The sequence below is a fragment of the Pseudomonas sp. CBS genome (genome assembly GCF_024734645.1).
GTDB lineage: Bacteria > Pseudomonadota > Gammaproteobacteria > Pseudomonadales > Pseudomonadaceae > Aquipseudomonas.
In genome coordinates, this window is the sequence record NZ_CP102929.1 from 6,238,432 (window position 1) to 6,257,139 (window position 18,708).

Genomic DNA, 18,708 nt, shown 5'->3' on the forward strand with positions numbered 1-18,708 from the left:
ACGTACTTTTGAGGTGATTCCCATGATGAAAGGTGGCATGGCCGGCCTGATGAAGCAGGCACAGCAGATGCAGGAAAAAATGGCCAAGATGCAGGAAGAACTGGCCAACGCCGAAGTCACCGGTAAAGCCGGTGGCGATATGGTCAGTGTGGTGATGACCGGTCGTCACGACATCAAGCGCGTGAGCATCGACCCAAGCGTATTGCCGGGCGTGGGCGAAGACGACCTGGAAATGCTCGAAGCGCTGTTTGCCGCGGCCGTCAACGACGCCGTGCGCAAGATCGAAGCCAACAGCCAGGACAAAATGTCCGGCGTGACCGCTGGCATGCAACTGCCACCGGGTATGAAGCTGCCGTTCTGATCGGCAAGCGCAGCACCGAAAATGCCAGGCCCCGTGCCTGGCATTTTTTTGGCCAGCTATTTTCCATACCCGTAGCAGCTGTCGAGCGCCAGCGAGGCTGCGTCGGCATCGACTCGGTCCCACGTCTGGCGTGAAGGCAGCAGTGCGGCTAACGTAGCCTCGCTGGCGCTCGACAACGGCTACTGCGAGTAGTTTTGTCGAACCCTGGACCCTGTGTTGGGGTCTGCACCCTATACCGTTGAATTCAATCACCGATAGAAGGAGCCTCGCTGATGTCCGAAGCATTGACCCTCAACCAGCGCATTGTGCTGGTCTCACGCCCCCACGGCGCACCGGTGCCGGAAAACTTTCGCCTGGAGCGCGTCGCGCTGCCGGAACTGGCCGACGGCCAGGTCCTGCTGAAAACCCTTTACCTGTCGCTCGATCCCTACATGCGCGGACGCATGAGTGATGCGCCGTCCTACGCCGCGCCGGTGGAAATCGACGAGGTGATGACCGGTGGCGCTGTCAGCCGTATCGAACAGTCCCGCAACCCCAAGTTCGAAGTGGGTGACCTGGTGGTCGGTTCCACCGGCTGGCAGAGCCACAGCATCTCCGATGGCCGCAACCTGGTGCCGGTGCCCAAGGGCCTGGCCAGTCCGTCCATGGCGTTGGGTGTGCTGGGTATGCCCGGCATGACCGCTTATATGGGCCTTATGGATATCGGCCAACCCAAGTCCGGGGAAACCCTGGTGGTGGCGGCGGCTTCCGGCGCGGTGGGCTCGGTGGTCGGCCAGGTGGCGAAGATCAAGGGCCTGAGGGTAGTCGGCGTGGCGGGTGGCGCCGACAAGTGCCGCTATGTGGTGGACGAGCTGGGCTTTGATGCCTGCGTCGATCACAAGAGCGACAACTTTGCCGAGGAACTTGCCCAGGCGTGTCCCGAGGGCATCGACATCTACTTTGAAAACGTTGGCGGCAAGGTGTTCGACGCGGTGGTGCCGCTGCTGAATGCCAAGGCCCGAATCCCGTTGTGTGGCCTCATCGCCGGCTACAACGCCCACGAAGCCCCCAGCGGCCCCGACCGGCTGCCAGCGCTGCAGCGCACCTTGCTGACCAAGCGCGTGCGCATCCAGGGCTTTATCGTGTTCGACGACTACGGCGACCGTCAGCCGGAATTCCTCAGCGCCATGGCGCCGTGGGTGCGGGATGGCAAGATCAAGTTCCGCGAAGACGTGGTGGAAGGCCTGGAGCAGGCACCAGAAGCCTTTATCGGTTTGCTGGAGGGGCGCAACTTCGGCAAGTTGGTGGTGCACGTCGCGCAAGATTGAGCATTTGACGCTAATCCGGGGCGCGGGTATAAACCGCGTCTCGTTGTTTTGTCGGACCTTTCCCCATGAGCTTCAGCCCCCTGATTCGTCAACTGATCGACGCCCTGCGCACTTTGCCAGGTGTGGGTCAGAAAACCGCCCAGCGCATGGCGCTGCAACTGCTGGAGCGTGATCGCAGCGGCGGCTCCCGACTGGCCCAGGCGTTGAGCCAGGCCATGGAAGGGGTAGGCCACTGCCGCCAGTGCCGCACCCTGACCGAGGAAGAACTCTGTCCGCAATGCGCCGACCCGCGTCGCGACGACACACTGCTGTGCGTGGTTGAAGGGCCGATGGACGTATACGCAGTGGAGCAGACCGGTTACCGCGGGCGCTACTTTGTGCTCAAGGGCCACCTGTCGCCGCTGGATGGCCTGGGGCCGGAAGCGATCGGTATTCCGCAACTGGTGACGCGGATCGAGGAGCAGGGCACCTTCGTCGAGGTGATCCTGGCCACCAACCCGACGGTGGAAGGCGAAGCGACGGCCCATTACATCGCCCAGTTGCTGACCAACAAAGGCCTGATCACCTCGCGCATCGCCCACGGCGTGCCGTTGGGTGGCGAGCTGGAACTGGTGGATGGCGGGACCTTGGCGCATTCGTTTGCCGGACGTAAGCCGATCGCCCTGTAACAAACACCGCAGAACAAAATGTGGGAGCGGGCTTGCTCGCGAATGCGGTGGTTCAGTCAATGCATCTGGCGACTGATACACCGCATTCGCGAGCAAGCCCGCTCCCACATTTGTTTGGTGGCGTTCACGAGTTTTTCCTCTTGCTTGATAACCAAGCAAGCGCTTGGTAAGTTCGCTCCACCGTCCCGTGGAGCTTGCCGATGTCTGCCTATCAGGAATACTTCGACCCCAGCCACCAATTGGTCCGCGACAGCGTGCGCCGTTTCGTCGAACGCGAGATGTTGCCGGGCATCGAGCAGTGGGAGGAAGCCGAGAGCTTCCCCCGGGAGTTGTACCTCAAGGCCGGCGCGGCGGGGATCCTGGGGATCGGTTACCCCGAAGCCCTCGGCGGCAGCCACGAAGGTGATCTGTTCGCCAAGGTCGCGGCCAGCGAGGAGCTGATGCGCTGCGGCTCCGGCGGTGTGGTGGCGGGGTTGGGCTCGCTGGATATCGGCTTGCCACCCATCGTCAAATGGGCCCGGCCTGAAGTGCGTGATCGTGTCGCGCCGCAGGTGTTGTCCGGCGAGAAGATCGCCGCCCTGGCGGTCACCGAGCCCGGAGGCGGCTCCGATGTCGCCAGCCTGCAAACCCGTGCCGTGCGCGACGGTGATCATTATCGGGTCAGCGGCAGCAAAACCTTTATCACCAGCGGCCAGCGCGCCGACTTCTACACCGTCGCGGTACGTACCGGGGGGCCGGGCTTTGCCGGCATCAGCCTGTTGTTGATCGAAAAGGGCACGCCTGGTTTCACCACCGGTACACCGCTGAAGAAAATGGGCTGGTGGGCGTCGGACACTGCCGAATTGTTCTTCGATGATTGCCGCGTACCCGTAGGCAATCTGATCGGCGCCGAGAACATGGGCTTCGCCTGCATCATGGGCAACTTCCAGAGCGAGCGGCTGGCCCTGGCCTTGATGGCCAATATGACTGCGCAGATGGCCCTGGAAGAAAGCCTCAAGTGGGCGGCTCAGCGCGAGGCCTTCGGCAAACCCATTGGCAAGTTCCAGGTGCTCAAGCATCGCTTGGCGGAAATGGCCACGGCGGTGGAAGTCTCCCGGGAGTTCACCTACCGCCAGGCCGCCAAGATGGCCGCGGGCAAGAGTGTGATCAAGGAGATTTCCATGGCCAAGAACCTCGCCACCGATACCGCCGACCGCGTGACCTTTGATGCCGTGCAGATCCTCGGCGGCCAGGGTTACATGCGCGGCAACCTGGTGGAGCGGCTGTATCGCGACAACCGCATCCTGTCCATCGGTGGCGGGACTCGGGAAGTGATGAACGAAATCATCAGCAAGCAGATGGGCTTGTAGAAAGCGCTTTTGTGGCGAGGGAGCTGTGGCGAGGGAGCTTGCTCCCGCTGGGCTGCGTAGCGGCCCCAAGATCTTTGGGAGCGCTGCGCACTCCAGCGGGAGCAAGCTCCCTCGCCACACAAGCTCCCTGCCACACTAGCTCCCTCGCCACACGAGTTCCGGGTTATTGGTCTGTCAGCGCAAACTGCGTCAGGCAGAACGTCGGAATGCCCATGTCTTCCAGGCGCTGGGAACCACCCAGCTCCGGCAGATCGATGATCGCCGCCGCTTCGAAAATCCGTGCGCCCATGCGCCGCACCAGGTTGGCCGCTGCGATCAGCGTGCCGCCGGTGGCGATCAGGTCATCGAACATCAGCACCGAGTCACCTTCGCACAGGCTGTCGGCGTGCACTTCCAGGAAGGCTTCGCCGTACTCGGTCTGGTAACCCTCGGCCAGCACGTCAGCCGGCAATTTGCCTTGCTTGCGGAACAGGATCAGCGGTTTGTTCAACTGATAGGCAATGATCGAGCCGATCAAAAAACCGCGGGCATCCATCGCACCAATGTGGGTGAAGTCGGCTTCGACGTAGCGGTGCACAAAGGTATCGGCCATCAGGCGCAAGGCCTTGGGCGACTGGAACAGCGGCGTAATATCGCGAAAGATCACCCCAGGCTTGGGGAAGTCGATGACTGGGCGAATCAGGGATTTGATGTCGAACGAATCGAAGACCATCGTCGAGGAGTCCTGGGGAGGAAAACGGACTCGAAGTATACCTGCGGCCCAGCCGAATGGCTCGGCCGCAAGCGTCTGGATCAACCGTCGAGCGACCCGCCAGCGAGGGCGCAGAGCTGGATCGGGTCAAGGATATGCACTTCCTTGCCTTCAGCGGCAATCAGCTCGTTCTGCTGGAAGCGGGTGAACACCCGGGACACGGTTTCCACCGCCAGGCCCAGGTAGTTGCCGATTTCGTTGCGCGACATGCTCAGGCGGAACTGATTGGCCGAGAAGCCCCGCGCACGGAACCGCGCGGAGAGGTTGACCAGGAAGGTAGCGATCCGCTCGTCGGCGGTTTTCTTCGACAAGAGCAGCATCATCTGCTGGTCGTCGCGGATTTCCCGGCTCATCACGCGCATCAATTGGCGACGCAATTGCGGCAACTGCAGGGCCAGTTCATCCAGGCGCTCGAACGGAATTTCACACACCGAGGTGGTTTCCAGGGCCTGGGCCGACACCGGATGAATCTCGGTGTCCATGCCCGACAGCCCGACCAGTTCACTCGGCAGGTGGAAACCGGTGATCTGCTCTTCGCCGCCATCGCTCAGGCTGAAGGTTTTCAACGCGCCAGAACGTACTGCATAAACGGAATCAAACTTGTCGCCCTGGCGAAACAGAAACTCGCCTTTTTTCAGTGGGCGACCGCGTTTAACGATTTCGTCCAGCGCTTCCATGTCTTCCAAATTCAACGAAAGTGGCAGGCAGAGGGGAGCCAGGCTGCAATCCTTGCAATGGGCCTGGCTATGAGCGCGCAGTTTAACTGGCTCGGACATTTCTTAAATCCTTGTGGGAAAACACACATAAGACGTAAGGGTACCGCACTGGGGGACGATCCGACCAGCATGTACATAAAAGCAGCAACGGTATAAAGGTTTATGTATCGGCGCCGATACATGGACGTATCTCTATGAGCTGGAGCTCAGATCATGTCAGTCAGCACTGTTCAGAACCCGATTATCAACGTGCCTGCGGTGTCGATTTGGAAGGCTGCCGATGCAGCCAAGGAAAAAGAAGCCGCCGCCAACGCGCCAGCCTCTGATACCAAGCCTGCCGAGCCCAACGCCACTGAAGGCGTGAAGGTCACCATTTCCGGTGCAGGGATGGGCATGGCCTCGGCTGAGAAATCCTCCAATAGCGATATTGATGAGAGCAGCCTGAGCGACAGCGCCAAGCAGCTATTGAAAATGATCCGCGAGCTGAGAAAGCAGCTGGCCGAAAAGATGGCTGAGCTCTCTACCGCCATGGCCGACACGTCCATGAGCCCGGAGGCGCGCCAGGCCAAAGTGGCAGGCTTGCAGGGCGAAGTGGCGGCCATTCAGGCCGGCTTGATGACAGCCCAGACGCAATTGGCCAAAGTCCTGAAAGACGAGCCGCCTCAGGCTCAGATGGAAGCCATGAGCCTGATGGCGAAGTAACACGCGATCAGATGACCCGGGAGAAGCGTTGCCGATTCTGGTGCTCGAGGTAAGCATCGAACACCATGCACACCGAGCGCACCAGCAGGCGCCCAGCCGGCAATACGCGGATGCCCTGGGGGTCAAGTTCGATCAGCCCGTCCTCGGCCATCGCCTCCAGTTGTGGCCACAGCTCATCGAAGTAACCACGAAAATCGATGTTGAAGGCCTGTTCGATCTTCTCGAATGCCAGGCTGAAATTGCAGATCAACTGCTGAATCACTTCCCGCCGTAACCGGTCATCCGTGGTGCACAACAGCCCACGGCTGGTAGCCAGTTGCGATCCGGCCAGCGCGTTCTGGTAGTGGTTCAGGTCACTGCTGTTCTGGCAGTACAGGTCGCCAATCTGGCTGATCGCCGACACCCCAAGCCCGATCAAGTCGCAATGCCCGTGGGTGGTGTAGCCTTGGAAGTTGCGTTGCAGCCTGCCTTCCTCCTGAGCAACGGCCAGTTCGTCGTCCGGCAGGGCAAAGTGGTCCATGCCGATGTAGCGGTAGCCGGCCTGGGTCAATTGTTCGATGGTGGTTTGCAGCATCAGCAGCTTTTCCGCCGGAGTTGGCAGGTCTGCGGTGTTGATCCGCCGCTGAGGCATGAAACGTTCCGGCAGGTGTGCGTAGTTGAACACCGAGAGCCGGTCCGGTTGCAGGCTGATAACTTCTTCCACGGTGCGTGCGAAATTCAGCGGCGTCTGTTTGGGCAAGCCGTAGATCAGGTCGATATTGATCGAACGAAACTGCAGGGTGCGCGCCGCATCGATCACTGCGCGGGTTTCTTCCAGGCTTTGCAAGCGGTTCACCGCACGCTGCACTTCGGGGTCCAGATCCTGCACGCCGATGCTGACGCGGTTGAACCCCAGCTCACGCAGCAGGCCCATGGTCGCCCAGTCGGCCTCCCGTGGGTCGATTTCGATCCCGTAGTCGCCGGAATCATCGTCCAGCAGGTTGAAGTGCTGGCGCAGCCGGCCCATGACCTGGCGCAGCTCGTCATGGCTGAGAAAGGTCGGGGTGCCGCCGCCAAAGTGCAACTGCTCCACCGGCTGTTTGGGGTCGAGGTGGCAGGCCACCAGCTGGATTTCCTGCTCCAGGCGTTGCAGATAGGCGTGGGCCCGGCCGCGGTCCTTGGTGATGACCTTGTTGCAGGCGCAGTAGTAGCAAATGTTGGCGCAAAACGGCACATGCACATACAGCGACAATGGCCGTGTGGCCTTGCGACTGTCACGCAGGGCGTGGAGCAGGTCGAAGGTGCCGACCTGGCTGTCGAATTGTACGGCGGTGGGGTACGAGGTGTAGCGTGGCCCCGCCAAGTCGTAGCGGTGAATCAGATCAGTGTCCCAACGAATGGCGTCGAGCATGCGGGCGTTCCCCCGGATAGGCTAGTGGGCCGAGTCTAGGGGCTGGGTGGGCAGGCCATCTTGATTTGCATCAACGGGGAGCGGCGCTATGCCACATGGCCTTTTAATGGCCCATTAGCCAGTGCTGGTGCGGGCCGGGTAGCGTCCACAGGCCAAATACAATCACCAGCACGCCACCGGTCATGCGCACGCTTCGTTTGCGCAACAGCGTGGTGACACGCTCGGCCGCCAGCCCGGTGGCCAGCAGCACCGGCCAGGTGCCGAGGCCGAAGGCGAGCATCAGCACTGCACTGTCCAGCGCATTGCCCTGGCTGGCCGCCCACAGCAGGGTGCTATAGACCAACCCGCACGGCAGCCAGCCCCAGAGCGCGCCCAGCAGTAACGCCCGGGGCAGGCTGGACACGGGCAGCAAACGGTTGGCAATCGGCTGGATATGGCGCCACAGGCCGCGCCCGAGGCTTTCGATACGGGTCAGGCCGCTCCACCAGCCGGCCAGGTACAAGCCCATGCAGATCAACAACAGCCCGGCGAGGATGCGCATGAACATCGCCGCCGGGCTGTTGGCCACGGCCCAGCCGGCCAGGCCGATCAACAGGCCGGCGGTGGCGTAGCTGAGGATGCGTCCGAGGTTATAGGCCAGCAGCAGGCGAAAGCGCCGACTGCGTTGCTCCTTGGGAATCGCCAGGGTCAGCGCGCCCATCAGGCCGCCGCACATGCCCAGGCAATGGCCGCCGCCCAGCAGGCCGAGGATCACCGCCGAGACCAGCAGGGGCGCCAGTTCAAGCATGGGGCGGGTCTTTGGGCTTGGGCGGTTGCTCAGGGCCGTTGGCTTCGTCGATGGCGGCCAGGTGATTCGGGTCCTGGTCGTCGAACAGCACGCTGTGGGCCGGGCCATCGAGGTCGTCATACTGGCCGCTGTCCACCGCCCAGAAGAAGATGTAAATGGCGATGGCCACGATCAACAGCGCCGCCGGGATCATCACGTAAAGAGCTGGCATCTGCACTCCATGCCCGCGCGGCTCAAGCCGGCAGCGGGCGGGTTACGGGGGCGGCGCTCACGGCTGGCGTGCTCGGCAGGCGAGTCAGGCGCAGGGCGTTGAGCACCACGGTCAACGAACTGAGGGACATGCCAATCGCCGCCCAGATCGGGGTGATCCAGCCGAGGGCGGCAAACGGCAACATCAGGCCATTGTACAGCCCGGCCCACAGCAGGTTTTCAATGATTACCCGACGGGTGCGCCGGGCCAGGGTAAAGGCTTGTACCAGGGCGTCGAGGCGGTTCGACAGCAGTACCGCGTCGGCACTGGTCTTGGCCAGGTCGGTGGCCGAACCCATGGCCACGCTGATATCGGCGGCGGCCAGCACCGGCACGTCGTTGACGCCGTCACCCAGCATCAACACCTTGCGGCCTTCCTTGTGCAACTGTTGCAGCATTTGCAGCTTGTCGTCAGGGCGCAGGCCGCCGTGGGCCTCATCGATGCCCAGCTCAAGGGCGACGCTGGCGACCATTGGCGAGCTGTCGCCCGATAGCAGTAAGGTGCGCCAGCCGCGGGCCTTGCAGGCGGCGAGCAAGGCGGGGGCGTCGCTGCGCAGGCGATCATCCAGGACAAACCAGGCCAGGGCGCCGTCGGTGTCCCCCAGCAGTAACCACTGCCCGGCTTCCGTTGGCGAGGCGGGAAGGGCGCAGCCGCTCAATTCGCAGACAAAACCCGGCTGGCCAATGCGCAACCGGCGTTTACCGACAATGCCTTCCAGCCCCAGTCCCGGTGTGCTGAGCACTTCATCCGCCGCCAGTGGTGCGCGGCCGAATGCGCGGGCAATCGGGTGTTCCGAGCGTTGCTCCAGCGCGGCGGCAAGGCTCAGGCATTCATCGCTGCCCAGCACGCTCAACGGACGGATGGCACGCAAGGCCAGACGGCCTTCGGTGAGGGTGCCGGTCTTGTCGAAAATCACTGTGTCGATCTGGTTCAGCCCTTCCAGAACGTGGCCCCGGGTCAACAGCAGGCCGAGTTTGTGCAGGGTGCCGGTGGCTGCCGTCAGGGCGGTTGGCGTCGCCAGGGACAGGGCACAAGGGCAGGTCGCAACCAGCATCGCCAGGACAATCCAGAACGCCCGTGACGCATCCAGCTCCCACCACACCAGGCCGATCACAGCAGCGGCGATCAACGAACACAACAGAAACCATTGGGCGGCGCGGTCGGCGATTTTCGCCAGCCGGGGTTTTTCCGCCTGGGCCCGCTCCAGCAGGCGCACGATGGCCGACAGGCGCGTGTCGTGGCCCAGGGCGCGGACTTCGACGGTCAGCGCGCCTTCGACGTTGAGGGTGCCGGCGGTCACCGCATCGCCGACCTGGCGCGGCTGCGGCAGGTACTCGCCGGTCAGCAGGGATTCGTCGATGCTCGACTGGCCGTCGAGGATGATGCCATCTGCCGGCAGCACCGCGCCCGGATGCACCAGCACCCGGTCGCCCAAAGCCAGTTCGCTGAGCAGGATCCGTTCACTTTGCCCATCGGCACTCATGCGCAAGCACGAAGCCGGCAACAGGTTCACCAACTGCGCGGTCGCCGCCGCCGTACGTTCCCGGGCGCGGCGCTCCAGGTAGCGTCCGGCCAACAGGAACAGGGCAAACATGCCGACGGCATCGAAATACAGTTCGCCGGTGCCGGTGATGGCGGTCCAGATCCCGGCCAGGTACGCACCGCCGATTGCCAGCGATACCGAGACATCCATGGTCAGGTGGCGGGTACGCAGGTCGCGCATCGCACCTTTGAAGAACGGCGCGCAGCTGTAGAAGACGATGGGCGTTGTAAGAAACATCGCGACCCAGCGCAGGATTACGTGCAGCTCCGGGCTCAGGTCGATATTGAATTCCGGCCAGGTGGCCATCGTCGCCATCATTGCCTGGAACCACAGCAGCCCGGCCACGCCCAATTGACGCAAGGCCAGGCGGTTTTCGCTGGCCAGTTGTTCGGCGGCGCGGTCGGCCTGGTACGGGTGGGCGGCGTAGCCGATATGGCGCAACTCGCCGAGCAGTTGGCTCAGTGGCAGTTGCCCATCCGCCCAACGCACGTGCAGGCGGTGGTTGGACAGGTTCAGCCGCGCTTCGGCCACGGCGGGCAGGTTGCGCAGGTGTTTTTCGATCAGCCAGCCACAGGCGGCGCAACTGATGCCTTCCATCAACAGGGTGGCTTCCGACAGATCACCGTCGTGGCGCACGAAGGGCTTTTGCACATCCGCACGGTCATACAGCGCCAGCTCGTCCACCAGTTGCACCGGCAGCGCCTCGGGGTTGGCCGAGGCTTCGCTGCGGTGCTGGTAATAGCTTTCCAGGCCACCGGCGACAATCGCCTCGGCCACCGCCTGGCAGCCCGGGCAACACAGCTCGCGGGACTCGCCGAGGATCACCGCAGTGAACCGGCTGCCGGGCGGCACGGGCAGGGCGCAGTGGTAGCAGGGGATTGGGGTGGTCATGGCTCAGTTCCGATGATCGTTCCCATGCTCTGCGTGGGAACGCTTCGTTGGACGCTCCGCGTCCGCTCTTGTGACGCGCAGCGTCACGGAATGCATGCCCACGCAGAGCGTGGGAACGATCAAACAGGTGCCGCCTCTATATTTTTCAGGTCTTCAGCACCCTGCAGCGGTTCGTCACCCAGCAGCAAGTCCTTGTCATGGCTGACCTGTTCTTCTTCAAACATGCGCCAGGTCCTGTCGCCTTCCACACCCAGTAATTCGACGAAGCGGCGGCCTTCGACCTTGTCGGTCACCTGGCCGATGTAGCGGCCAGGCTCGCTGTCGCTGCGGGTCAGGATGATCTTGCGATCCTTCTCCGGCTGGGTCGGCGAAATCAGGTTCAGTTCCAGCGTGCCGGGCCCGCTGTTACCGGTCAGGTGCAACTCGACTTCGCCGGTCAGCTCGTCCAAGTGCACCTTGGCGCGCAGTTGCAGGGTCTGGGCCAGTAACTCGCGGTCCAGTGAGCGGTTGATGCCTTTGCCGGCCTCGTAGTAGTTGTCGTTGACCAGGTTGTCGGGGTTGTTCACCGCGATGGTCACCATGGACAAGGTCAACGTCACCGAGCAGGCCAGGATCCCAATGATGATCCAGGGCCAAAGGTGCTTGTACCAGGGGCTTGCGGCAGTTGCTGCGGGCATTGTTCGGCTCTCTTGTTTAGCGAATTTGTGGGCCGATGAATCGGCTCTTGGCTTCAATGTGGACGCTGTCGTCATCGGCATCCTTGAGGATGAATTTCACCTCGTTGGTGCTCGACGGCAGCTGTTCCGGCGCGCTCGACAGCTCCACCGGCATGCTGAAGATTTCCCCGGCAGCCACCTTGATCTCGCGCCGGCCTTGCAGCTTCAGGTCAGGCAGGCCTGCGGCTTCCAGCACGTAAGTGTGGTCGCGCTGGTCCTTGTTCATGATCTTCAGGCTGTAGACGTTTTCGATCCGGCCTTCGGCGTTTTCGCGGTACAGCACACGGTCCTTGCTGACGTCGAAACCCACCAGCGAACGCATGAAGAATGCGCCCGCCAACAGGCCCATCATCGCCAGCAGCACCAGGGCATAACCGATCAGGCGCGGGCGCAGCTTATGGGTTTTCTGCCCCGACAGGTTGTGCTCGGTGGTGTAGCTGATCAGGCCGCGGGGGTATTCCATCTTGTCCATGATGTTGTCGCAGGCGTCGATACAGGCCGCGCAGCCGATGCATTCGATCTGCAGGCCGTCACGGATGTCGATGCCGGTGGGACACACCTGCACGCACATCGTGCAATCGATGCAATCCCCCAGGCCCTCGGCCTTGTAGTCGATACCTTTTTTGCGCGGGCCCCGGGTTTCGCCACGGCGTGGGTCGTAGGACACGATCAGGGTGTCCTTGTCGAACATCACACTCTGGAAACGCGCGTATGGGCACATGTAGATGCACACTTGCTCGCGCAGCCAACCGGCGTTGCCGTAGGTGGCGAGGGTGAAGAAACCTACCCAGAAATACGACCAGCCATCGGCCTGGCCGGTGAAGAAGTCGAACACCAGCTCACGGATCGGCGAGAAGTAGCCGACGAAGGTCATGCCGGTGACGAAGCCGATGATCAGCCACAGGCTGTGCTTGCTGAATTTGCGCAGGAACTTGTTGGCGCTCATCGGCGCCTTGTCCAGCTTGATGCGCTGGTTGCGGTCGCCTTCGGTGACTTTTTCGCACCACATGAAGATCCAGGTCCACACGCTTTGCGGGCAGGTGTAGCCGCACCAGACGCGGCCGGCATACACGGTGATGAAGAACAGGCCAAACGCCGCCACGATCAGGATGCCTGACAGCAGGATGAAATCCTGGGGCCAGAAGGTCGCGCCAAAAATGAAGAATTTACGCTCCGGCAGGTTCCACCACACGGCCTGGTGGCCACCCCAGTTCAGCCACACGGTGCCGAAGTAGAGCAGGAACAAACCGGCGCCACCGAGCATCCGCAAATTGCGGAACAAACCGGTGAAGGCGCGGGTGTAGATTTTCTCCCGTGATGCGTAGAGATCGACAGTGTTGCTTGATTTTTTGGCAGGCGGGGTAACGTCATGTACCGGAATCTGGTTGCTCATCATTGCATCCCACGGCAGTGGAGATTTGCCTCGGCCAGTACGTGCCAACCGGGGTCAAAATAGGGGTGTTGCAGTGGCCTAATGATACGCCCCAGATACCCTTTGACGGGTGCGACCTTTGGTCGCGTTGGGGGAAATCAATTGATGGTGTACGTGATCTGGATCAATTGACTTGTGAAGTATGGACGGTTTTTGCTGTTGCGGTGGGCGGGCAGGTCCTGAATGCAGTCAGCCAAGAGACCCGGATCTTCAAAACAAGGCAGGTCTTATGTGGGAGCGGGCTTGCTCGCGAATGCGCAGTGTCAGTCAACTTATTGGTTGCTGATACACCGCATTCGCGAGCAAGCCCGCTCCCACATTGGATCTTTGGTGGTTTCAAAAACAGCCCTGTCAGCTTCCGCTGGCGGGGCCGTTTTTTATACCGTTTTGCGTTACTCGGCGTCCGCCGGCTTGTCCCCATGGGACAGGCTGTAAACATACGCCGCCAGCAAGTGCACCTTATCGTTCCCCTGCAACTGCTCCTGCGCAGGCATCTGGCCCTGACGGCCATAACGGATGGTCTGCTGCAGTTGCGCGAAGCTCGAGCCGTAGATGAACGCGCCCGGGTGGGTCAGGTCAGGGGCGCCCATGGCGGGGGTACCTTTACCGGCGGGACCGTGGCACGCCACGCAGTTGGCGGCGAAGAGTTTCTCGCCGTTGGCCACGTCCGCCTTGGCGCCTTCCGGCAGTTTGCGGCCGTCAAGGTTGGTGACCACAAAGCCGGCCACGTCGGCCACGCCTTGCTCGCCAATGACTTCGGCCCAGGCCGGCATCACCGCGTGGCGGCCTTTCATGATGGTTTCCTTGATGGTGGCCGGCTCACCGCCCCAGCGCCAGTCGGCGTCGGTCAGGTTGGGGAAGCCATACGCGCCCTTGGCGTCGGAACCGTGACACACCGAGCAGTTGGAGGCGAACAGGCGGCCACCCATCTTCAAGGCTTGCGGGTCCTTGGCCACTTCTTCAATCGGCATGGCAGCGAACTTGGCGAAGATCGGCCCGAACCGGGCGTCCGACTTGGCCATTTCCTTTTCCCATTCGTGCACGCCGGTCCAGCCGGTCTGGCCGTTGGCGAAGGGGGTTTGCTTGTCGTTGTCGAGGTAGTTGTAGCCCGGCAGCAGGCCTTTCCAGTTGCCCAGGCCAGGGTACAGCGCCAGGTAACCGAGGGCGAAGATGATGGTGCCGACAAACAGCATGAACCACCATTTCGGCAGCGGGTTGTCGTACTCCTCGATGCCGTCGAACGAGTGGCCAACGGTTTCATCGGTTTGCTCGGCGCGCTGGCCCTTGCGGGTCGACAGCAGCAGCCAGGTCAGGGCGAAAATGGTACCCAGACTGAGGACTGTGACGTACAGACTCCAGAACGTAGTCATTCTTTGTTACTCCTAGACGCTTCTACGACGTGCTTGATGGCTTCGGGATCATCCGCGAAGGGCAGCAACGTCGCGTCTTCAAACTCCGACTTGCGCTTGGGGCTGAACACCCACAAGGCCAGGCCGATAAAGGCCACCATCACGACAACGGTGCCCAGGCCTCGAATCATCCCGATATCCATCTCGATCACCGTTTGCTTTTGATGATGGTGCCAAGGCCTTGCAAGTAGGCCACCAGTGCGTCCATTTCGGTCTTGCCCTTCACGGCAGCTGCCGCGCCGGCGATGTCTTCGTCGGTGTAGGGCACGCCGAGGGTGCGCAAGACTTCCATCTTCTTGGCGGTGTCCTTGCCGTCGAGTTTGTTTTCGACCAGGAACGGGTACGCCGGCATTTTCGACTCGGGCACGACGTTGCGCGGGTTGTACAAGTGCGCACGTTGCCAGTCATCGGAGTAACGACCGCCGACCCGGGCCAGGTCCGGGCCGGTACGCTTGGAACCCCACAGGAACGGGTGGTCCCACACGCTTTCACCGGCTACCGAGTAGTGGCCGTAGCGTTCGGTTTCGGCGCGGAACGGACGGATCATCTGCGAGTGGCAGCCGACACAGCCGTTGGCGATGTAGACGTCGCGGCCTTCCAGTTCAAGGGCGGTGCGCGGCTTCATGCCTTCCACCGGCTTGTTGGTCACGTCCTGGAAAAACAGCGGAACGATCTGGGTCAGGCCGCCGATACTCACGGCGATGACCATGAAGAAGGCCAGCAGGCCGATATTCTTCTCGACTACTTCATGCTTCATCAGTGAGCTCCCACAACGGCGATCTGGCTGGCGGCTTCGGCTTCTTTAGGGTCGGAGGCACGCACGGTGCGCCAGACGTTGTAGGCCATGAAGAACATGCCGCTGGCAAAGATCGCACCGCCGAGGGCGCGCACGATGTAACCCGGATGGCTGGCTTGCAGCCCTTCGACGAAGGAGTAAGTAAGGGTGCCGTCGTCGTTGATCGCACGCCACATCAGGCCCTGGGTGATGCCGTTGACCCACATCGAGGCGATGTAGAGCACGGTACCGATGGTGGCCAGCCAGAAGTGGGTGTTGATCAGGCTGACGCTGTGCATCTGCGCACGGCCGAACAGTTTCGGGATCATGTGGTACAGCGCACCGATGGAGATCATCGCTACCCAACCGAGAGCGCCGGCGTGTACGTGGCCGATGGTCCAGTCGGTGTAGTGGGACAGCGAGTTGACGGTCTTGATGGCCATCATCGGGCCTTCGAAGGTCGACATGCCGTAGAACGCCAGGGAGACCACGAGGAACCGCAGGATCGGGTCAGTGCGCAATTTATGCCAGGCACCCGACAGGGTCATCATGCCGTTGATCATGCCGCCCCAGCTGGGGGCCAGCAGGATGATCGACATCGCCATGCCCAGGGACTGGGCCCAGTCCGGCAACGCGGTGTAGTGCAGGTGGTGCGGGCCGGCCCAGATGTACAGGGTGATCAGCGCCCAGAAGTGCACGATGGACAGGCGATAGGAGTAGATCGGACGCTCGGCCTGTTTCGGCACGAAGTAGTACATCATCCCCAGGAAACCGGTGGTGAGGAAGAAGCCTACGGCGTTGTGGCCGTACCACCACTGGATCATTGCGTCCGTCGCACCGGCGTAGGCCGAGTAGGACTTGAAGAAGCTCACCGGCAAGGAAGCATGGTTGACGATGTGCAGCATCGCCGTCACCAGGATAAACGCCCCGTAGAACCAGTTGCCGACGTAGATGTGCTTGGTCTTGCGCTTGACGATGGTGCCGAAGAACACCACTGCGTAGGTCACCCAGACAATCGCCAGCAAAATGGCGATCGGCCATTCCAGCTCGGCGTATTCCTTGGTGGTGGTGTAGCCCAGCGGCAGGGTGATGATCGCGCCAACGATGACCGCTTGCCAGCCCCAGAAGGTAAAGGCAGCCAATGCATCGGAAATCAGTCGCGTTTGGCAGGTTCGCTGCACGACGTAGTAAGAAGTGGCAAACAGTGCACATCCACCGAAGGCGAAAATCACCAGGTTGGTGTGCAGCGGGCGCAGGCGTCCAAACGTCGTCCATGGCAGACCAAAATTCAACTCTGGCCAAACCAGTTGCGAGGCGATGAAGACACCGAGCCCCATGCCAAGGATCCCCCAGACCACCGTCATGATGGCGAACTGGCGGACTACCTTATAGTTATAAGCAGTCGGACTGATTGCTGTGCTCATTCTAAGGTTCCACGGTTTAGGTTTTTTTATAGGATAAAAATCGGTCGCAAGTATGGAGAAAGCAAGATTCCATTGCAACGCAAGGTGACCTGCGTCAATGCGTTCCAAACCAGATTCTGCGCCCTTTCCATGTTTGGCGTAAGGACAAAATTCAGGGTTAAAAGTTGACGACTTGGACAGGATTTTAAACGGGTCGAAGGTACTTGTAACTGAGTGTGTGTAAACAGGCAGCTCGGGTGACGAGTGGTCAGTGGCACGACAGCCGGTAAGTACCAGCCTTTGCGCCTGTCATCGAGCAGAAATGTTTCAACCCATCGAGTGCAAGTCGGCCGTCGACCGGCTAATGCCAGTCCACTGTGCAACAAGCGTAGACCCGAATGGCAGGAGGGGAAAGTCGCTGATCGGAAGGGTGCGACAATGGGTCGCAAAAAAGCCGCGCCTGAATCAGGCGCGGCTTTTGGGTAGTGCGCGATTACTCGGGTTGGCTGTCAGGCGTTGCGCCATCGGCGTTATGGGACAGGCTATAGACGTAGGCCGCGAGCAAATGCACCTTGTCATTGCCTTGCAGCACTTCCTGCGCGGGCATCTGGCCTTGGCGACCGTGGCGAATGGTCTGCTGCAACTGCGCCAGGCTGGTGCCGTAGATAAAGCCGCTGGGTTGCGTCAGGTTCGGCGCGCCCATGGCTTCCACACCATGACCTTGCGGACCGTGGCAGGCGACACAGGTGGTGCTGAACGCCGCTTGGCCCGCAGCGACATCAGCGGTGCTGTCCGCCGGCAACGGCAGGCCCGCCAGTTCATGGCGCACGTAGGCTGCGACGTTTTTCACCCCGTCTTCACCCAGCACTTCACCCCAGGCCGGCATCGCGGCATGACGGCCATTCATGATGGTCATCTTGATTGCGTCGGCTGAACCGCCCCAGCGCCAGATGTTGTCCGCCAGGTTCGGGAAACCGTAGGCGCCTTTGGCGTCCGAGCCGTGGCACACCGCGCAGTTGGAGGCAAACAGGCGACCGCCCATTTTCAGCGCCTGCGGGTCCTTGGCCACTTCTTCCACGGGCATGGCTGCGAATTTGGCGAAGATCGGTCCGAACTTGGCGTCGGCCTTGGCCATTTCCTTGTCCCATTCCTTGGTCTGGGTCCAGCCGTCTTCATAGCCCGGCAACACGCCTTTCCAGTTGCCCAGGCCCGGGTAGAGGATCAGGTAGCCGACGGCAAACACCAGGGTGCCGGCGAACAGCATGAACCACCATTGCGGCAGCGGGTTGTCGTACTCCTCGATCCCGTCGAAGGCGTGGCCCATGGTCTGGTCCACGCTGCCCTTGGTCTCGCCCTTGCGGGTGCCGATCAACAGCCAGGTCAGCCCGATCAGGCTGCCGAGGGTCAGTACACAGATCCATGTACTCCAGAAGGTAGTCATGGCCGGTTGCTCCTTGTTGCAGGCTCTTCTTGAGCGTCGGGGGTTGGCGGTAGCGGTTCATCGGCAAACGGCAGCAGGCAGGCTTCGGCGAACTCCGAATTGCGCCGGGAGTTGAACACCCACAGCGACAAGCCGATGAAGGCGATGGCCACGACCAGCGTGCCAAGCCCGCGGATGGTTCCAGCATCGAAATCAAATCCCATGGCTCACCTCTTGCTCTTGATGGCAGTGCCGAGCACTTGCAGGTACGAAACCAGCGCGTCCATCTCGGTCTTGCCCTTGAGAGAGGCCACGGCGCCGGCGATGTCGTCGTCGGTGTACGGCACGCCGAGGGTGCGCATCACTTTGAGCTTGGTCTCGGTGTGGCTGCTGTCCACTGCAGCGGTGACCAGCCATGGGTATGCTGGCATCTTCGATTCCGGCACCACGTTGCGCGGGTTGTACAAGTGCGCGCGGTGCCAGTCGTCCGAGTAGCGCGCGCCGACGCGGGCCAGGTCCGGCCCGGTGCGCTTGGAGCCCCACAGGAACGGGTGATCCCACACACTTTCACCGGCCACCGAGTAGTGGCCGTAGCGCTCGGTTTCGGCGCGGAACGGGCGGATCATTTGCGAGTGGCACTGCACGCAACCTTCGCGGATGTAGATGTCGCGGCCTTCCAGTTGCAGCGCGGTGTAGGGCTTCATGCCTTCCACCGGCTTGTTGGTCACGTCCTGGAAGAACAGCGGCACGATCTGGGTCAGGCCGCCGATGCTCACGGCGAGCACCATCAGCAGCATCAACAGGCCGACGTTCTTTTCAATGGTTTCGTGTTTCATCA

General features: G+C 61.7%; 20 protein-coding genes. 5 read left to right on the top strand and 15 right to left on the bottom strand.

Annotation, left to right across the window (positions count from 1 at the left end; all coding sequences use genetic code 11):
- The first annotated feature begins 22 nt into the window (after positions 1 to 22).
- The 4 genes from NVB75_RS28455 (at position 23) to NVB75_RS28470 (ending at position 3,685) form a co-directional block, all read left to right on the top strand.
- Complete coding sequence (locus NVB75_RS28455; RefSeq protein WP_003193199.1) at positions 23 to 361, top strand: YbaB/EbfC family nucleoid-associated protein; 339 nt, start codon at positions 23 to 25, stop codon at positions 359 to 361.
- Positions 362 to 633: 272 nt separating this feature from the next.
- Positions 634 to 1,668, top strand: a complete 1,035-nt coding sequence (locus NVB75_RS28460) for an NADP-dependent oxidoreductase (RefSeq protein ID WP_258344367.1) — start codon at positions 634 to 636, stop codon at positions 1,666 to 1,668.
- 65 nt (positions 1,669 to 1,733) lie between these two features.
- Entirely contained in the window at positions 1,734 to 2,336 is a 603-nt protein-coding gene (gene recR, locus NVB75_RS28465; protein ID WP_003219049.1) for a recombination mediator RecR, read from the top strand.
- A gap of 200 nt (positions 2,337 to 2,536) precedes the next feature.
- The gene (locus tag NVB75_RS28470; protein ID WP_003219047.1) at positions 2,537 to 3,685 is read left to right on the top strand and encodes an acyl-CoA dehydrogenase family protein; all 1,149 of its coding nucleotides are present in this window, start codon (positions 2,537 to 2,539) and stop codon (positions 3,683 to 3,685) included.
- A gap of 163 nt (positions 3,686 to 3,848) precedes the next feature.
- Here NVB75_RS28470 and NVB75_RS28475 read toward each other — a convergent pair whose 3' ends face one another.
- Both NVB75_RS28475 and fnr read right to left on the bottom strand, forming a co-directional pair.
- Positions 3,849 to 4,397 carry an adenine phosphoribosyltransferase gene (locus NVB75_RS28475; RefSeq protein ID WP_258344369.1) on the bottom strand — a complete coding sequence of 183 codons (549 nt, stop codon included), beginning with the start codon at positions 4,395 to 4,397 and terminating at the stop codon, positions 3,849 to 3,851.
- Between the two features lie 80 nt (positions 4,398 to 4,477).
- Positions 4,478 to 5,212, bottom strand: a complete 735-nt coding sequence (gene fnr / locus NVB75_RS28480) for a fumarate/nitrate reduction transcriptional regulator Fnr (protein ID WP_003219044.1) — start codon at positions 5,210 to 5,212, stop codon at positions 4,478 to 4,480.
- A 153-nt stretch (positions 5,213 to 5,365) separates the two neighbouring features.
- Between fnr and NVB75_RS28485 the strand changes: the two genes are divergently transcribed.
- A complete protein-coding gene (locus NVB75_RS28485; protein ID WP_258344370.1) occupies positions 5,366 to 5,854 on the top strand; it encodes a hypothetical protein in 489 nt (162 codons plus the stop codon).
- 7 nt (positions 5,855 to 5,861) lie between these two features.
- On the opposite strand, the gene hemN is transcribed toward NVB75_RS28485, so the two are convergent.
- From hemN to ccoO (NVB75_RS28550), 13 genes are all read right to left on the bottom strand, one after another.
- Entirely contained in the window at positions 5,862 to 7,244 is a 1,383-nt protein-coding gene (hemN, locus tag NVB75_RS28490) for an oxygen-independent coproporphyrinogen III oxidase (RefSeq protein ID WP_258344371.1), read from the bottom strand.
- A gap of 103 nt (positions 7,245 to 7,347) precedes the next feature.
- Positions 7,348 to 8,031, bottom strand: coding sequence for a sulfite exporter TauE/SafE family protein (locus NVB75_RS28495; protein WP_258344372.1), 684 nt, complete (start codon positions 8,029 to 8,031; stop codon positions 7,348 to 7,350).
- Positions 8,024 to 8,242, bottom strand: coding sequence for a cbb3-type cytochrome oxidase assembly protein CcoS (gene ccoS, locus NVB75_RS28500; RefSeq protein ID WP_201142793.1), 219 nt, complete (start codon positions 8,240 to 8,242; stop codon positions 8,024 to 8,026). Before ccoS ends, NVB75_RS28495 begins: the two co-directional genes overlap by 8 nt.
- A 22-nt stretch (positions 8,243 to 8,264) precedes the next feature.
- Positions 8,265 to 10,715 carry a heavy metal translocating P-type ATPase gene (locus NVB75_RS28505; RefSeq protein WP_258344373.1) on the bottom strand — a complete coding sequence of 817 codons (2,451 nt, stop codon included), beginning with the start codon at positions 10,713 to 10,715 and terminating at the stop codon, positions 8,265 to 8,267.
- A 119-nt stretch (positions 10,716 to 10,834) separates the two neighbouring features.
- Positions 10,835 to 11,392: a FixH family protein gene (locus tag NVB75_RS28510; protein ID WP_258344374.1), complete on the bottom strand. Its 558-nt coding sequence runs from the start codon at positions 11,390 to 11,392 to the stop codon at positions 10,835 to 10,837.
- 16 nt (positions 11,393 to 11,408) lie between these two features.
- Complete coding sequence (gene ccoG, locus NVB75_RS28515) at positions 11,409 to 12,824, bottom strand: cytochrome c oxidase accessory protein CcoG (RefSeq protein WP_258344375.1); 1,416 nt, start codon at positions 12,822 to 12,824, stop codon at positions 11,409 to 11,411.
- Between the two features lie 431 nt (positions 12,825 to 13,255).
- Positions 13,256 to 14,233 (bottom strand): cytochrome-c oxidase, cbb3-type subunit III, encoded by a 978-nt coding sequence (ccoP, locus tag NVB75_RS28520; protein ID WP_076017217.1) that lies wholly within the window; start codon positions 14,231 to 14,233, stop codon positions 13,256 to 13,258.
- On the bottom strand, positions 14,230 to 14,415 hold the full coding sequence (locus NVB75_RS28525) for a CcoQ/FixQ family Cbb3-type cytochrome c oxidase assembly chaperone (RefSeq protein WP_008437575.1): 186 nt from the start codon (positions 14,413 to 14,415) through the stop codon (positions 14,230 to 14,232). Before NVB75_RS28525 ends, ccoP (NVB75_RS28520) begins: the two co-directional genes overlap by 4 nt.
- Positions 14,416 to 14,420: 5 nt before the next feature.
- The gene (gene ccoO, locus NVB75_RS28530; protein WP_003193167.1) at positions 14,421 to 15,029 is read right to left on the bottom strand and encodes a cytochrome-c oxidase, cbb3-type subunit II; all 609 of its coding nucleotides are present in this window, start codon (positions 15,027 to 15,029) and stop codon (positions 14,421 to 14,423) included.
- Positions 15,029 to 16,471: a cytochrome-c oxidase, cbb3-type subunit I gene (ccoN, locus tag NVB75_RS28535; RefSeq protein ID WP_177026881.1), complete on the bottom strand. Its 1,443-nt coding sequence runs from the start codon at positions 16,469 to 16,471 to the stop codon at positions 15,029 to 15,031. Before ccoN ends, ccoO (NVB75_RS28530) begins: the two co-directional genes overlap by 1 nt.
- 472 nt (positions 16,472 to 16,943) lie before the next feature.
- The gene (gene ccoP, locus NVB75_RS28540; RefSeq protein ID WP_258344379.1) at positions 16,944 to 17,891 is read right to left on the bottom strand and encodes a cytochrome-c oxidase, cbb3-type subunit III; all 948 of its coding nucleotides are present in this window, start codon (positions 17,889 to 17,891) and stop codon (positions 16,944 to 16,946) included.
- Positions 17,888 to 18,094, bottom strand: a complete 207-nt coding sequence (locus NVB75_RS28545) for a cbb3-type cytochrome c oxidase subunit 3 (RefSeq protein ID WP_008437576.1) — start codon at positions 18,092 to 18,094, stop codon at positions 17,888 to 17,890. Before NVB75_RS28545 ends, ccoP (NVB75_RS28540) begins: the two co-directional genes overlap by 4 nt.
- A 3-nt stretch (positions 18,095 to 18,097) precedes the next feature.
- Positions 18,098 to 18,706: a cytochrome-c oxidase, cbb3-type subunit II gene (gene ccoO, locus NVB75_RS28550; RefSeq protein ID WP_076017220.1), complete on the bottom strand. Its 609-nt coding sequence runs from the start codon at positions 18,704 to 18,706 to the stop codon at positions 18,098 to 18,100.
- Positions 18,707 to 18,708 lie beyond the last annotated feature (2 nt).

What these genes read in the sequence shown, in the direction of transcription:
- NVB75_RS28545 (WP_008437576.1), bottom strand. Translation starts at nt 18,094, where the DNA reads ATGGGATTTGATTTCGATGCTGGAACCATCCGCGGGCTTGGCACGCTG.
- NVB75_RS28505 (WP_258344373.1), bottom strand. Translation starts at nt 10,715, where the DNA reads ATGACCACCCCAATCCCCTGCTACCACTGCGCCCTGCCCGTGCCGCCC.
- NVB75_RS28455 (WP_003193199.1), top strand. Translation starts at nt 23, where the DNA reads ATGATGAAAGGTGGCATGGCCGGCCTGATGAAGCAGGCACAGCAGATG.
- recR (WP_003219049.1), top strand. Translation starts at nt 1,734, where the DNA reads ATGAGCTTCAGCCCCCTGATTCGTCAACTGATCGACGCCCTGCGCACT.
- ccoG (WP_258344375.1), bottom strand. Translation starts at nt 12,824, where the DNA reads ATGAGCAACCAGATTCCGGTACATGACGTTACCCCGCCTGCCAAAAAA.
- NVB75_RS28485 (WP_258344370.1), top strand. Translation starts at nt 5,366, where the DNA reads ATGTCAGTCAGCACTGTTCAGAACCCGATTATCAACGTGCCTGCGGTG.
- NVB75_RS28475 (WP_258344369.1), bottom strand. Translation starts at nt 4,397, where the DNA reads ATGGTCTTCGATTCGTTCGACATCAAATCCCTGATTCGCCCAGTCATC.
- ccoS (WP_201142793.1), bottom strand. Translation starts at nt 8,242, where the DNA reads ATGCCAGCTCTTTACGTGATGATCCCGGCGGCGCTGTTGATCGTGGCC.
- NVB75_RS28510 (WP_258344374.1), bottom strand. Translation starts at nt 11,392, where the DNA reads ATGCCCGCAGCAACTGCCGCAAGCCCCTGGTACAAGCACCTTTGGCCC.
- ccoO (WP_003193167.1), bottom strand. Translation starts at nt 15,029, where the DNA reads ATGAAGCATGAAGTAGTCGAGAAGAATATCGGCCTGCTGGCCTTCTTC.
- ccoP (WP_076017217.1), bottom strand. Translation starts at nt 14,233, where the DNA reads ATGACTACGTTCTGGAGTCTGTACGTCACAGTCCTCAGTCTGGGTACC.
- hemN (WP_258344371.1), bottom strand. Translation starts at nt 7,244, where the DNA reads ATGCTCGACGCCATTCGTTGGGACACTGATCTGATTCACCGCTACGAC.
- NVB75_RS28470 (WP_003219047.1), top strand. Translation starts at nt 2,537, where the DNA reads ATGTCTGCCTATCAGGAATACTTCGACCCCAGCCACCAATTGGTCCGC.
- NVB75_RS28525 (WP_008437575.1), bottom strand. Translation starts at nt 14,415, where the DNA reads ATGGATATCGGGATGATTCGAGGCCTGGGCACCGTTGTCGTGATGGTG.
- NVB75_RS28495 (WP_258344372.1), bottom strand. Translation starts at nt 8,031, where the DNA reads ATGCTTGAACTGGCGCCCCTGCTGGTCTCGGCGGTGATCCTCGGCCTG.
- NVB75_RS28460 (WP_258344367.1), top strand. Translation starts at nt 634, where the DNA reads ATGTCCGAAGCATTGACCCTCAACCAGCGCATTGTGCTGGTCTCACGC.
- ccoO (WP_076017220.1), bottom strand. Translation starts at nt 18,706, where the DNA reads ATGAAACACGAAACCATTGAAAAGAACGTCGGCCTGTTGATGCTGCTG.
- fnr (WP_003219044.1), bottom strand. Translation starts at nt 5,212, where the DNA reads ATGTCCGAGCCAGTTAAACTGCGCGCTCATAGCCAGGCCCATTGCAAG.
- ccoN (WP_177026881.1), bottom strand. Translation starts at nt 16,471, where the DNA reads ATGAGCACAGCAATCAGTCCGACTGCTTATAACTATAAGGTAGTCCGC.
- ccoP (WP_258344379.1), bottom strand. Translation starts at nt 17,891, where the DNA reads ATGACTACCTTCTGGAGTACATGGATCTGTGTACTGACCCTCGGCAGC.